Annotated in this window: 14 protein-coding genes; 4 read left to right on the top strand and 10 right to left on the bottom strand. The window is 68.5% G+C overall.

Annotation, left to right across the window (positions count from 1 at the left end):
* Nucleotides 1-3: 3 nt before the first annotated feature.
* Nucleotides 4-255, bottom strand: coding sequence for a WhiB family transcriptional regulator (locus GL325_RS08170; RefSeq protein ID WP_146828372.1), 252 nt, complete (start codon nucleotides 253-255; stop codon nucleotides 4-6).
* 102 nt (nucleotides 256-357) lie between these two features.
* Between GL325_RS08170 and GL325_RS08165 the strand changes: the two genes are divergently transcribed.
* The 3 genes from GL325_RS08165 (at nucleotide 358) to GL325_RS08155 (ending at nucleotide 2,737) form a co-directional block, all read left to right on the top strand.
* Nucleotides 358-1,026 (top strand): TIGR03089 family protein, encoded by a 669-nt coding sequence (locus GL325_RS08165; protein WP_187411525.1) that lies wholly within the window; start codon nucleotides 358-360, stop codon nucleotides 1,024-1,026.
* An 87-nt stretch (nucleotides 1,027-1,113) separates the two neighbouring features.
* The gene (locus tag GL325_RS08160; RefSeq protein WP_154596635.1) at nucleotides 1,114-1,977 is read left to right on the top strand and encodes an ABC transporter permease; all 864 of its coding nucleotides are present in this window, start codon (nucleotides 1,114-1,116) and stop codon (nucleotides 1,975-1,977) included.
* On the top strand, nucleotides 1,961-2,737 hold the full coding sequence (locus GL325_RS08155) for an ABC transporter ATP-binding protein (protein WP_154596634.1): 777 nt from the start codon (nucleotides 1,961-1,963) through the stop codon (nucleotides 2,735-2,737). Before GL325_RS08160 ends, GL325_RS08155 begins: the two co-directional genes overlap by 17 nt.
* Nucleotides 2,738-2,747: 10 nt before the next feature.
* Here the strand turns inward: GL325_RS08155 and GL325_RS08150 are convergent, their stop codons facing one another.
* Both GL325_RS08150 and GL325_RS08145 read right to left on the bottom strand, forming a co-directional pair.
* Nucleotides 2,748-4,193 (bottom strand): LCP family protein, encoded by a 1,446-nt coding sequence (locus GL325_RS08150; RefSeq protein ID WP_154596633.1) that lies wholly within the window; start codon nucleotides 4,191-4,193, stop codon nucleotides 2,748-2,750.
* Nucleotides 4,194-4,268: 75 nt separating this feature from the next.
* On the bottom strand, nucleotides 4,269-5,711 hold the full coding sequence (locus tag GL325_RS08145) for an LCP family protein (RefSeq protein ID WP_154596632.1): 1,443 nt from the start codon (nucleotides 5,709-5,711) through the stop codon (nucleotides 4,269-4,271).
* A 130-nt stretch (nucleotides 5,712-5,841) separates the two neighbouring features.
* On the opposite strand from GL325_RS08145, the gene GL325_RS08140 reads away from it, so the two are divergent.
* Nucleotides 5,842-6,933 (top strand): LCP family protein, encoded by a 1,092-nt coding sequence (locus GL325_RS08140; protein ID WP_187769198.1) that lies wholly within the window; start codon nucleotides 5,842-5,844, stop codon nucleotides 6,931-6,933.
* A 6-nt stretch (nucleotides 6,934-6,939) separates the two neighbouring features.
* On the opposite strand, the gene GL325_RS08135 is transcribed toward GL325_RS08140, so the two are convergent.
* The 7 genes from GL325_RS08135 to GL325_RS08105 all read right to left on the bottom strand — a co-directional run bounded on the left by GL325_RS08135 (nucleotide 6,940) and on the right by GL325_RS08105 (nucleotide 12,080).
* Nucleotides 6,940-8,133: an alpha/beta fold hydrolase gene (locus GL325_RS08135; protein ID WP_154596630.1), complete on the bottom strand. Its 1,194-nt coding sequence runs from the start codon at nucleotides 8,131-8,133 to the stop codon at nucleotides 6,940-6,942.
* Between the two features lie 128 nt (nucleotides 8,134-8,261).
* Nucleotides 8,262-8,453 carry a hypothetical protein gene (locus GL325_RS08130; RefSeq protein WP_187769197.1) on the bottom strand — a complete coding sequence of 64 codons (192 nt, stop codon included), beginning with the start codon at nucleotides 8,451-8,453 and terminating at the stop codon, nucleotides 8,262-8,264.
* A gap of 54 nt (nucleotides 8,454-8,507) precedes the next feature.
* Nucleotides 8,508-8,684, bottom strand: coding sequence for a hypothetical protein (locus tag GL325_RS08125; protein ID WP_187769196.1), 177 nt, complete (start codon nucleotides 8,682-8,684; stop codon nucleotides 8,508-8,510).
* A 94-nt stretch (nucleotides 8,685-8,778) separates the two neighbouring features.
* A complete protein-coding gene (locus GL325_RS08120; protein ID WP_187769195.1) occupies nucleotides 8,779-8,952 on the bottom strand; it encodes a hypothetical protein in 174 nt (57 codons plus the stop codon).
* Nucleotides 8,946-9,851, bottom strand: coding sequence for a hypothetical protein (locus GL325_RS08115; protein WP_187769194.1), 906 nt, complete (start codon nucleotides 9,849-9,851; stop codon nucleotides 8,946-8,948). Before GL325_RS08115 ends, GL325_RS08120 begins: the two co-directional genes overlap by 7 nt.
* 116 nt (nucleotides 9,852-9,967) lie before the next feature.
* The gene (locus tag GL325_RS08110; RefSeq protein WP_230081555.1) at nucleotides 9,968-10,717 is read right to left on the bottom strand and encodes a phosphatase PAP2 family protein; all 750 of its coding nucleotides are present in this window, start codon (nucleotides 10,715-10,717) and stop codon (nucleotides 9,968-9,970) included.
* A gap of 199 nt (nucleotides 10,718-10,916) precedes the next feature.
* Entirely contained in the window at nucleotides 10,917-12,080 is a 1,164-nt protein-coding gene (locus GL325_RS08105; RefSeq protein ID WP_187411526.1) for an acyl-CoA dehydrogenase family protein, read from the bottom strand.
* Between the last annotated feature and the right edge of the window lie 76 nt (nucleotides 12,081-12,156).

Below are 12,156 nucleotides of genomic sequence, written 5' to 3'. Positions count from 1 at the left end.
TGGTCAGGCGCGCTTCTTGAGCTTGCGACGCTCGCGCTCGGACAGTCCGCCCCAGATGCCGAAGCGCTCGTCGTGAGCAAGGGCGTACTCGAGGCACTCACCCTTGACGTCGCAACTCAGGCACACACGCTTGGCCTCGCGTGTGGAGCCACCCTTCTCGGGGAAGAACGACTCGGGGTCGGTTTGAGCGCACAGCGCGCGCTCCTGCCACATGAGCTCGGGGTCGTCGCCCTCGATCCAACCGACTAATGACATGTCTGTAATTACAGACGTCTGCCTGCCAAACGTCAAGCCGAATAGCAAATGTCAGGGAATCCTCGGCGTGTCGCACTTCGGTCGAACGCTAGCGTCGACCCGGTGACCACCACTCTCGCGACCATTCTGACCCCCTCCCCCGCCCCCGTGGTGACCTACTACGACGTCTCCACCGGCGAGCGGGTCGAGCTGAGCGGGGTGACCCTGGCCAACTGGGTCGCCAAGGTCGCGAACCTGCTGGTGGACGAGCTCGACGCCGAACGCGGCACCCGCGTGCGCATCGGTCTGCCGAGCCACTGGTTGCGTGCCGTGTGGCTGCTCGGCGCGTGGCGGGTCGGCGCGGTCGTCACCGACCACGGGGCGGACATCGGCCTGTCGGGCCCCGAGCTCGAGGCCGACGAGCCCGTGCGGCTGGCCGCGTCGCTGCGGCCGCTGGGGGGCCGCTTCCCCCAGGAGCCGGCCGGCTTCCTCGACACCGCGATCCACGTCCCGGCCAGCCCGGACGTCTTCATCGACCTCGATCCCCCGACTCCGGACGACGTCGCGATCGACCTCGACGGACGCACCGTCACCCACGCCGAGCTGCTCTCGGGACCGCGCCTGACCGGCCGGGTCGTGCGCGAGCCGCAGCCCTTGGCCGACGACGCGGCCGACCTCGCCGCAGCCCTGGCGGGCGGGGGTTCTCTCGTCATCGTCGCCGGGGCCGGACCCGACGACCTCGAGCGCATCGCGGAGCAGGAACGCGCCACCGTCGACGAGCGGGGACGTTGAGGCACTCGTGATGAGTGGTGCCCTAGACTCGACGGGGCATCTCGGCTGTGTGCCGGTGCCCGCGACACCTCACGACAGGAACGACGCATGACCCCAACGGTCGACGACCCGCAGGCCTACGGCCTGACCCGGGTGGGCGGCCGACCCCCGCTGCTGGAATATCTGCGGGGCGTCGCGCAGCGCAAGGACTTCATCGTCTCCCTGGCCAAGTTCCGGATCGAGGCCGAGAACCAGCGCCAGCGCCTGGGCATGCTCTGGATCGTCCTCAAGCCGATCCTCAACGCCGCCGTCTTCGGCATCGTGTTCGGCATCCTCATGGCCAGCACCAAGTCGGTCCCCGACTTCGTGCCGTTCCTGATCATCGGCGTCTTCATGTTCGAGTTCTTCTCGGCGTGCATGGGCAGCGGCTCGAAGTCGATCACGGCCAACCAGGCCCTCGTGCAGAGCTTGGCGTTCCCGCGGATGTCCCTGCCGATCTCCGTCGTGGTGCAGAAGTTCCTGCAACTGCTGCCGACGGTCCTGCTGCTGTTCGTCTTCCTGGTGATCCTGGGCCACCGCCCGACACTCAGCTGGCTGCTGATGGTGCCGCTGATCGCCCTGTACTTCCTGTTCTGCCTGGGCGTCGCGTTCATCACCGCCCGCCTCACGGTGCACCTGCCGGACCTGTCGAACCTGCTGCCGTTCATCACGCGGTTCTTCTTCTACACGACCGGCATCTTCTTCAGCTTCGACATCCGGTTCGAGGACTCCCCCGGACTGCTCGAGGCGGTCCAGTACCAGCCGATCTACGCCTTCTTGAGCCTCTCGCGCGAGCTGCTGCTGGACTCCGATCCGCTGTACGACGTGCGGATGCAGTTCTGGCCGATCATCGCGGTCTGGTCGATCGCGCTGGTCGTCATCGGAACCATCTTCTTCTGGGCTGCCGAGGAGCGTTATGGCCGTGTCGACTGAGCCCACCGAGTCCCGGCTCACTCCGGACGGCCGCCGTCCGGTCGTGGTCGTGCAGGACCTGCACGTCGAGTACAAGGTCTTCGCCACGGGCAAGCGCGCCACCGAGGCCGACCGCGGCGGCCTGCTGCGTCGCGCCAAGCGCACCCGCACCGTGCACGCCCTGAAGGGCATCACCTTCACGGCCTACGAGAACGACAGCATCGGCATCATCGGGTCCAACGGCTCGGGCAAGTCGACGCTGATGCGCGCCATCACGGGCCTGACGCCCTCCAGCCGCGGGGCCATCTACGCCAGCTCGCGCCCCAGCATGCTCGGTGTCGGCGCGGCCCTCATCAAGCCCCTGTCGGGCCAGCGCAACGTCATCCTGGGCGGTCTCGCGCTCGGCTTCTCCAAGGCCGAGATCGAGGAGCGCTACGACGAGATCGTCGACTTCGCCGGCATCCGCCCCTTCATCGACCTGCCCATGCGGACGTACTCGTCCGGCATGACCGCGCGACTGAAGTTCGCGATCGCGACGATCCGCAACCACGAGATCCTCATCGTCGACGAGGCGCTGGCGGTGGGCGACCGCAAGTTCCGCAAGCGCAGCGAGCAGCGGATCCGCGAGATCCGCGACAACGCCGGCACGGTCTTCCTCGTCAGCCACTCGATGCAGTCCATCCGGGACACCTGCAACCGGGTGATCTGGATCGAGAAGGGCGAGCTGATCATGGACGGCGATCCCGACGAGGTCATCGCCGCCTACGAAGAGTCCCGCTGACCCCTGCTGCTCAGCAGCTGGCCGCGAGATCGTCCGTGTTGTTCGCGGCCTTCGGCGACTCCGTCGGCTCGGTCGCGCCCGGCGCCTGCGTGGTCGGTGCCGCCGTCGTGGGCGCGGTCTTCGCGGGCTTCTTCTGCGTGCTCTTCTTCTGCTGACGCTCGCTCTTGGCGACCAGCTTGGCCACGTCGGCGCGGATCTGCTCGAAGTTCGGCGTCACCGTCGAGTAGTCCGGCGGGACGACCGACAGGGTCGCGATCTTCTTGTCCTTGGCCTTCAGCGCCAGGTCACCGAACGCACCCAGCTCGGAGGCGGGGATGTTCGTGCTCAGCATCTCGGCCGAGCTCGTGGCGATCTTCCCGGCGTTGAGCACCACCTGCTCGGGGCTCAACTGCTGGAGCATGGCCTGCATGAGGCACTTCTGACGGCCCATGCGCGTGTAGTCGTCGGACTGCACGCGGCTGCGGCCGTACCAGAGGGCGTCCTTGCCGTTGAGCTTGCGCTTGCCCGGCTGGATGTAGACCTGCTTCCAGGCGTCGTCCTTGCCGAACTTGGCGATCGGCTCGGTGATCTCCATCTCGACGCCGCCCACGGCGTCGACGAGACTCGAGAAGCCCTGCATGTTCACCAGGACGTGGTAGTTGATCTTGAGCCCGGTGACGCCCTCGACGGCGTCGATCGTGGCGTCCAGACCGGGGTCCTTGCTGTCGGGATACAGGTCCGTGCGGTTCGCCGCAGCGGTGTGCACCGCGTTGAGCAGGCACTCCGAGCCGCAGTTGTACCCGTACGGGTAGACCGCGCGCATCGGGGAGTCCTCGGGGAACGGGACGTTCTGCAGGTTGCGCGGCAACGACACCATGACGGGCACGCCGGTCGTGGCGTCGATGCTGACCACGTTGAGGGCGTCCGGCCGCAGACCGAACCGGTCGGAGCCGGAGTCGGCACCGAGCAGCAGGATGTTGTACCGGCCCTTCAGCGGGGACTTCACCTCGGTCTCGCTGAAGACCTGCTCCACGACGTCCTTGGAGGCCGTGACGGTGTTCCAGCCCAGGAAGGTGGTCGACGTCGCGAGCGCGACGACGGTGATGTTGACGACCGAGATGACGCCCAGCCGCCACCAGCCCAGGCTGCGGACCAGGGCCAGCCGCCACGCGTCGATGAACAACAGCATCCACAGCACCGACACCACCAACCCGGTGATGCGGGCGACCTGCAGCACGGACGGGTCGGTCAGCCAGTCGATGACCTGCATGCGATCGGGACGGAAGCGGAACCACGTCACCGTGACCGCGAGGAGCACGGCGACCCACGCGACCATGACGGCCGCACCCAGGCGGCGGGCACCGGCGAGGAACTGCGCGACGCCGGGCCAGACGACCGTGCCCAGGATCAGGACGAGGGCGCGACCCAGTCCACCCTTCTGGGCGACCCGGGTGGGCCGTGCCCCGAGAGCGCTCACGGCACGACTCCCCTCGACTGCGAATGACGCTCCATTAAACCGTGGGGTCCCCAGCGGTGGAACGGTCGGGGCAGGTCAGCAGGACTCGTCGAGGTTGGCACTGCGGTTGGCCTTGCGCGGGTCCTTCTTCTTCGCCTCCGCCGCGACCTCGATCGTCGGCAGGGAGGCGGTGACGAGCGCCGCCTTCTGCAGCTCGGCGTTGTGCTGCGACGAGCCCACCGCGTCGGACACGAGGCGTCGGACCTTGTCGTAGTCGGGGTTGCCCGTGTAGATCACCGGGGGCACCAGCGACACCGAGGCGATCGGCTGGGACTTCGTCTTCAGGGCCAGATCCATGAAGACGTTGAGGTCCTGGCGCGGGATGCTCGTGTGCAACATCGCCGAGCTGGAGTTGGCGATGTCCTGCATGTTCATGATGACCTTCTGCGGGTTGAGCTGGCGCACCATCGCGTTCATCACGCACTTCTGGCGTCCCATGCGCGACCAGTCGTCGTTCTCGACGCGGGACCGGGCGTACCAGAGGGCCTTGTCCCCCGAGAGATTCTGGTGGCCGGCCTCGATGTACCCGCGGATCGGCGAGCCGATGCCGCCGATGGCCGTGCGCTCACGCACGTGGATCTTCACGCCGCCGACGGCGTCGATGAGCTTGGAGAAGCCCTTCATGTTCACCAGGGCGTAGTAGTTCAGCTTCAGCCCGGTGATCTGCTCGACGGCACCCATCGTGGCGTCGATGCCGGGCTCCTTCGACTGGAACAGGTCGGCGTGGTCGTTGGCCCACGTGTTGACCGCGTTGAGGTAGCAGCCGTCGCAGTCGAACCCGTTCGGGAACTGCTTGCGCATCACCGAACCCTTCGGGAAGGGGACGTTCTCGAGGTTGCGGGGCAGGCCGATGATGACCGCCTTGCCGGTCTCGGCGTCGATGCTGGCGACGTTGATCGAGTCGGGGCGCATGCCCGAGCGGTCCTTGCCCGAGTCGGTGCCCATGAGGAGCACGTTGTAGCGGCCGTCGTGCGGCTTGGACACCGTGCTGGACGCGAAGACGGTGTCGGTGAAGCCGTTCATGACGCCCATGGTGTGCGAGGCGAAGAACAGCACGGCCGCGGTGCCGGCGACGAGGGCGCCGTGCAGGACGGTCGAGATGGCCAGGTGCGGACGGGCCAGCTCGCGCGGGCGCCCGAGCCGCCAGGCGTCGACGATCAGCGCGATCCAGCCGAGGGCCAGGGCGAGCAGGAGCCAGCGACCCAGGGTCAGCAGGCTCGCGTTGGTCGCCAGGCCGAAGAGGAACTGACGGTCCGTCAGCGAGATCAGGGCGAAGACCACGGTGAGGGCCAGCAGGGCCAGCCAGACCCGGATCGCGATCCGACCGACGCGCTTGTTGCCCTGGACCAGCTGGGCCGAGCCCGGCATCACGAAGGTCATCGCGGCGAGAGTGAGTGCGCGCCGGAACTGGATCCGGGCAGTGGCGCTGGTCGGGTCGGCGTAGGTGCCGCCCAACGCGCCCGAGCGGTCATGGAGCATTGCTGTCCTCACGGTGGGGAAGGGTCCGTAGGTTTTCTCAGTATCGAGCGCGCTCCCCCGATCGACGGGAGGACGCGCCGAGGGGCGGCCGTGGGAATCTCCTGTTGCCGTCACGCGGTACGTTCACCCCATGTCCCCCTCAGGTCCCACGGACGGCGACGGATACGACTGGTTGTACGAGGACGAATCCGGTCGTCACCGTCCGCGTCCGGCTGCAGCGGGCTCCGACGTGCCGCCGCCGAACCTGCCGCCCCCGGGCTCCAAGGGCTCGCGCCCGAGGCGCTCGAAGGATCCCCGGGAGCCGAAGCAGCGCAAGCCCCGCGGCCGGTGGCGCCTGCTGTGGCTCGTCCTGGTGCTCTGGCTGGCCTTCCTGCTGATCGTGCCGATCGTCGCGTGGTCCAAGATCACGAAGGTCGACGCGACCCCCGAGGGCGAGCGCCCGGAGGACAAGGCCACGACCTGGCTGATCGTCGGCACGGACAAGCGTCCGAAGGACCGCTCGCGCGGCCGCACCGACACGATCCTCATGCTGACGTACGGCGGCGACGGCCCGTCCGTGCTGACCTCGATCCCCCGCGACTCCCAGGTCAACATCCCCGGACACGGGCGCACGAAGGTCAACGCCGCCTACGCGTTCGGCGGCGCTCCCCTGCTGGTCGAGACCATGGAGGGGGCCACGGGCGTGCGCATCGACGGCTACGCCGAGATCGGCTTCGTCGGCCTGCGTGACGTCGTCGACGCGCTCGGCGGGATCGAGATCTGCCCCGACCAGAACATCAAGGACAAGGACGCCCGGCTCAACATCAAGAAGGGCTGCCAGGAGGTCGACGGCAAGACGGCGCTGGCGTATTCGCGCTCGCGCAAGGCGTTCGGCACCGGCGACATCGCGCGCGGCCAGCACCAGCGCGAGGTCATCGGCGCGATCGGCAAGGCCGCGCTCTCACCGAGCACCGTGCTCAACCCGTTCACCTACTCGCGCGTGGCCACGACGGTCGCCGAGTCGCTCGCCGTGGGCGACGACGTCTCGATGTTCTCGTTCGCCCGCTTCGGGTGGAAGCTGGCCCGCGCGGTCGGAGGCGATGGCCGCAGCTGCACCGTCCCCATCGCCGACCTGTCGGTGCAGTGGGACCGTGAGCGCGCGCTGAAGTACTTCGGCCACCTCAAGAACGGCACCACCGACCAGCTCGGTGACCTGTGCACCGAGGACGGGATGCGCGACTGAGTCCGCTCAGCCCGCGAACGCGTCGGCGGTGAAGGCCTCGACCTGCTTCGTCGACCGGTCCAGCACGTCGCTGTGGCCGGCGCCGCGGTACTTCCGGTAGGTCAGGTCCAGGTCGCGCCCGCGGTACGCCTTCGCGAGGGAGTCCGTCAGCACGAGCGGCACGATGTCGTCGGCGGTGCCCTGGACGATCAGGATCGGTCCCCGGATCGTTGGGAAGCTCGGATCGTTGGCGTCGAGCTTGCCGCGCACCAGCTCAGGATCGGCCTTCTTGGCGGCGAACTTCGACATCGGCGACAGCCCGAACTCGCTCGTCCCGAACAGCTCGAGCAGGCACAGCTCGCTGACCTGGGGATAGAGCTCGCGGCCCTTGGCGTTGAGGAGCCGGTCGACCGGGATCTGGCCCGGGTACGCGATCTCGAGTCCGCGCAGGATCATCGCGACGAACGCCGCGGGGACGTTGACCTCACCCGTGAGCGCGGCCTGGGCCGCCAGCGACATGTGCGACGGCGGGGCGAAGGCGACGGTGCCGACGATCTCGAGCTCGCGGGCGTAGTGCGGGGCCATCGAGCTGGCCCACAGCGCCGCGTGACCGCCCTGGGAGTGACCGGCCACCAGGACGCGCTCGCTCACCTCGTCGTCGAGCTGACGGGCGGCCCGGACGATGTCGAGCACGGCCCGACCCTGGGACGATCCGATCAGGTAGGGGTGGTCCCCCGGGGTCCCGAGGCCCTCGTAGTCGGTGCCGACGACGACGTGGCCCGAGTCGATCCAGCGCTGCAATCGGGTGACCGTGGTGTTGGCTCCGGGCATCGCCGTCGAGATCTGACCGCGCGTCGGCGCGCACTGGTCGGCCATGCCCGTCGTGCCGTGGGCCCAGGTGACGACGGGCCAACCGCCCTTCGGCGCCGCGCCCTGCGGCGTGGCGACGAATCCCGAGGTCGCGACCGTGTCGCCGGCGACGCCCTGCTGGGCGTAGAGCACCAGGCTCACGTCGGCGTTCGCCAGTCCCATGCCGCCCTCGAGCTTCCGTGACCAGATGAGGTCGCCGTGGCTGTAGTCGCCGAGATCGGACGGGGGACGGTAGAAGCCGGTGCCGACGGGAGCGCTCGTGCGCTTCGGCGACTCCTCGTCCTGGGTGCAGGCGGCCACGGACAGGAGCATCACGGCGCTCAGGGCGAGAGCGGCGAGTCGTCGGATCACGCCGCCATGCTACGGGTGCGGCTCCCGCCCGGACGCGCCATCGGCGGGTCGGTGCCGTGGAGGCGGCACCGACCCGCCGTGACGCGCGGTCGGTCACGAGTTCCGTGCTGGTCCCCGGCCGTGGGTCCTCACTGCTGCGCTCCCGTCGGTCGTCGCAACCGCAGGAAGCGCGCCACCAGCTCCCACACGACAGCAGTGAAGATGACCGCGGCCCCGACCTGGAGCAGATCACTGACGGCGGTACCGGGTGACTCGGCGCCCCACTGGAGGCCGAACCAGAACATGGCCAGCCCGAACATCACCGCTTGTGGCGTCTTCATCAGTAGATGCTCCTCTCGGCGACTACCTCGGGCAGCAACGTCACGAGGACCGATTCAGCGTCGTGTTCGCGCCCTGACGGCCCGGATCAGCAGGTCCCCCGCCAGGACACCCACGAAACACGCCCCGGCCAGGGTCCAGGCGAAGATGCTGCGGTCGGTGAAGATCAGGACGAAGGCCACCAGCACGGCCAGGACCACGGCATGGGACAGGATCTCGATTCGGCTCAGCATGTGACGACCTTCTCTCCGACGACCTCGCTGGGAACGCACCTTCGAAGTCGACCTTCGGAGCTCGTGCGTCGCTCATGATCCTGCGCTCTACGCCTCAGCGCTGGCGAGTGGATGTCCACAGCCACTGCAATCCGGCGAACACCAGGTACGCCGCGATGAAGTAGCCGGCGAACAACCAATCGTCCGGATCCCGATCGGTCGTGAAGACCGTGACCAGGACCAAAGCTGTGACGACGGCCAGCAGGCTCAGTCCTTCACGTCTCAACACTTGACGACCTTCCCTCCGACGATCGCCACGGCGACGATCCGGAACTTGAGCTCTACACACTTACCCTGCTTCTTGGCCTTTTTGAAGACCCCGCGGAGCTTGTAGAAGTACGCGGCGACGGCGGCCGCACAGACGGCGCGGACCGCGATGCCGGCCGGGTTCTTGGCGGGGATCTGACCGCACAGCGTGCTGATCCCCGCGCCGACCGAGACGAACATGGCGTTGTGGATCTTCTTGGTCTCCTTCTTGCTGAACTTCACGCAGACCGCGGTCTTGAAGTCGCAGAACTTCAGCTTCGGGTCAGCGACGATCGGGTACGCGAACTCGCCGGCCCGGTGATCGACGATCTGCGTGATGGCACCCTCGCGCACCTCGTACCGGGTCGGCACGCGGCGTCCTTCGGCGTCGACGGCCCAGGGCGCCTCGACCTGGGCTGCGAGGGTTCCGTCGCCGGCGACCAGGTCGACGCCGCCGTCCGGGGTGAGCTCGGCCCACACGCCCGGCGTGGATCCCAGCCCGAACCGATAGGACGTGGGCGCCTCGGCGGAGTCGAGGCCGACGAGGATCTGGGTCCCCGTGGTCGTCGGTGCGACCGCGACCGTGGCGTCGCCGCGCCCGGGCAGGACGTAGCGGCCGTCGGACTTCTTCGCCTTCGTCCGGGTGACCGGCAGGTCGACGGCGATCGCCGTCGACCCGGAGACGCCGAGCGTGACGCGGCCGGCCTTCACCGCCGAGGTCGGTGACTTCGAGATCGGGACGGCCGCGTCAACCTGGGCGATCTGGCCCAGACGGTCACGGACCGTCACGGCCGGTTCGTCGGCGTGGGTGGCGGGTAGAGCTGCTGCGGTGAGCGCGACCGTCGCCGCCAGGACGGCGACGGTGCGTGTGGCGATGTGCATGAATCCCCCGATTCAGTCAGGCAAAACGCATTGGGCGTTCCGCTGACGCACAAGGTATTGGGCATGACATGGCGACGTCAAGCGCTCGTGCACAGGGGCGGCGGCTCGACCGGAACTCAGGTCGCGCGCTGCAGCCACGGCACGCGCGCCACCCCGGGCAGGGGGAACACCAGGAGCGCCAGCCACAGCAGGGCACCCGCGACGACGCCGTCGAGGTACCAGTGGTTGGCCGTGACGGTGACGACGACGAGCGTCACGACGGCGTGCAGGATCGCGAGCCGCCCGATCCAGCCACCCGCGGTCCGGGTCACCACCAGCGCGATGAGCAGCGCCCAGCCGACGTGCAGGCTCGGCATGGCCGCGTACTGGTTGGCGACGGCACCGCTCGCGCCGTCGTAGGCCGACGGACCGTACACGCTCATCGTGTCGACGAAGCCCCACTGGGGGAACATCCGCGGGGGCGCCAGCGGGAAGGCGATGTGCAGACAGACGGCGACGGCGGTCATCGAGATGATGAGGTTCCGCGCCCAGCGGTACTCGACGCGCGGGCGGAAGAAGAACCCCCACAACAAGAAGGCGACGGTCACCGGGAAGTGCACCGCCACGTAGTAGACGTTGGCGGCGCGGAGCAGTTCGGACGACGCCACGAGCCCCTGGATCGCCGCCTCGTCCGGCAACAGGAGCAATCGCTCGAACGCGTGCACCGCCCGGGCGTTCGCGTGGGCGATCCGGTCGGCCTCGATCGTCACGAGACGACCCGTGCGGTAGAGCAGGTAGACCAGACCCAGCAGGCACAGCTCGAACGTGAACGGCCAACACACGTCGCGCACCCGGACGACCACCGCGGACCCGCGCGACATGGGCATGTTCCACATTGTCGCCCGGGCACCCGGGTCTGGGAAGTCCGAGCGCCTCGACGCCCCGCCCGCCTCCCCTAGCGTCGAGCCCGTCCCCATGACTTCGCAGGAGTGCTCATGGCCCCGTCCACGACCCTGTGGACCGACGTGCACACCCGATCCACCTCCCCGAGGGCTACGACCCCACGGCGGCCCGCGACGACGAGACTCAGAGAGTCGACTGGATGCCGGCCAGCAGCTGGCGCGCCATCACGATGCGCTGGACCTGGTTCGTGCCCTCGTAGATCTGCGTGATCTTCGCGTCGCGCATCATCCGCTCGACGGGGTAGTCACGGGTGAAGCCGTAGCCACCGAGCAGCTGGACGGCGTCGGTGGTCACCTGCATGGCCGTGTCGGACGCGAAGGCCTTGGCTGCTGCACCGAAGAACGTGAGGTCCTTGTCGCCGCGCTCCGAACGGCCCGCGGCCGCGTAGGTGAGCTGACGGGCGGCCTCGATCTTCATGCCCATGTCCGCGATCATGAACTGCAGGCCCTGGAAGTCCGAGACGGGCTTGCCGAACTGCTTGCGCTCCTGGACGTAGCCCAGCGCGTAGTCGAGCGCGCCCTGCGCGACGCCCACGGCCTGCGCCGCGATGGTGACGCGCGTGTGGTCGAGCGTCTTCATCGCGATCGAGAAGCCCTCGCCCACCTCGCCGATGATGCGATCGCCGGGGATGCGGACGTTGTCGAAGTAGACCTCGCGCGTGGGCGAGCCCTTGATGCCGAGCTTCTTCTCCGGGGCCCCGAACGAGACGCCCTCGTCGGACTTCTCGACGACGAACGCCGTGATGCCCTTCGTGCGCTTCTCGAAGTCGGTCTGCGTCAGGACGGTGTAGTACTCGGACTCGCCGGCGTTGGTGATCCAGCGCTTCGTGCCGTTGATGATCCAGTCGTCGCCGTCGCGCTTGGCGGTGGTCTTCTGGTTGGCGGCGTCGGAGCCGGCCTCGGGCTCGGACAGGCAGTAGCTGAAGCCGCCCTCGCCGCGGGCGAGCTTGCCCAGGTACTTGGCCTTGATCTCCTCGTTGCCACCGATCTGGACCGGCAGGGAGCCGAGCTTGTTGACGGCCGGGATCAGCGAGCTGGAGACGCACACGCGGGCGACCTCCTCGATCACGAGAACCGTGGCGAGCGCGTCCGCGCCGGCGCCGCCGTACTCCTCCGGCACGTGCGGAGCGTGGAAGTCCGCAGCGATGAGGGCCGCGTTCGCCTCGCTCGGGAAGCGCGGCTGTTCGTCGACGTCCGCGGCGTAGGGAGCGATCTTCGCCTCGGCCACGGCGCGCACCGCCTCGCGGATCGCCTGGTGCTCCTCGGACAACGCGAAGAAATCGGACACGCTCAACTCCCGGATCGAAAAAGGTGGAACCACCGAATTCTACGCCCGTGTGACAGGGCTCTCTCCCCACGGGTCG

The organism is Aeromicrobium sp. 636, from assembly GCF_024433585.1.
In the GTDB taxonomy this organism is placed as follows: domain Bacteria; phylum Actinomycetota; class Actinomycetes; order Propionibacteriales; family Nocardioidaceae; genus Aeromicrobium; species Aeromicrobium senzhongii.
Note: the sequence above shows the minus strand (reverse complement) of the source record. Positions and strands in the feature narration are given on the sequence as shown.

Bases quoted from the DNA above. Each gene is read 5' to 3' on its own strand.
- GL325_RS08155 (WP_154596634.1), top strand. From the start codon at position 1,961: ATGGCCGTGTCGACTGAGCCCACCGAGTCCCGGCTCACTCCGGACGGC.
- GL325_RS08115 (WP_187769194.1), bottom strand. From the start codon at position 9,851: ATGCACATCGCCACACGCACCGTCGCCGTCCTGGCGGCGACGGTCGCG.
- GL325_RS08145 (WP_154596632.1), bottom strand. From the start codon at position 5,711: ATGCTCCATGACCGCTCGGGCGCGTTGGGCGGCACCTACGCCGACCCG.
- GL325_RS08130 (WP_187769197.1), bottom strand. From the start codon at position 8,453: ATGAAGACGCCACAAGCGGTGATGTTCGGGCTGGCCATGTTCTGGTTC.
- GL325_RS08125 (WP_187769196.1), bottom strand. From the start codon at position 8,684: ATGCTGAGCCGAATCGAGATCCTGTCCCATGCCGTGGTCCTGGCCGTG.
- GL325_RS08110 (WP_230081555.1), bottom strand. From the start codon at position 10,717: ATGCCCATGTCGCGCGGGTCCGCGGTGGTCGTCCGGGTGCGCGACGTG.
- GL325_RS08170 (WP_146828372.1), bottom strand. From the start codon at position 255: ATGTCATTAGTCGGTTGGATCGAGGGCGACGACCCCGAGCTCATGTGG.
- GL325_RS08140 (WP_187769198.1), top strand. From the start codon at position 5,842: ATGTCCCCCTCAGGTCCCACGGACGGCGACGGATACGACTGGTTGTAC.
- GL325_RS08160 (WP_154596635.1), top strand. From the start codon at position 1,114: ATGACCCCAACGGTCGACGACCCGCAGGCCTACGGCCTGACCCGGGTG.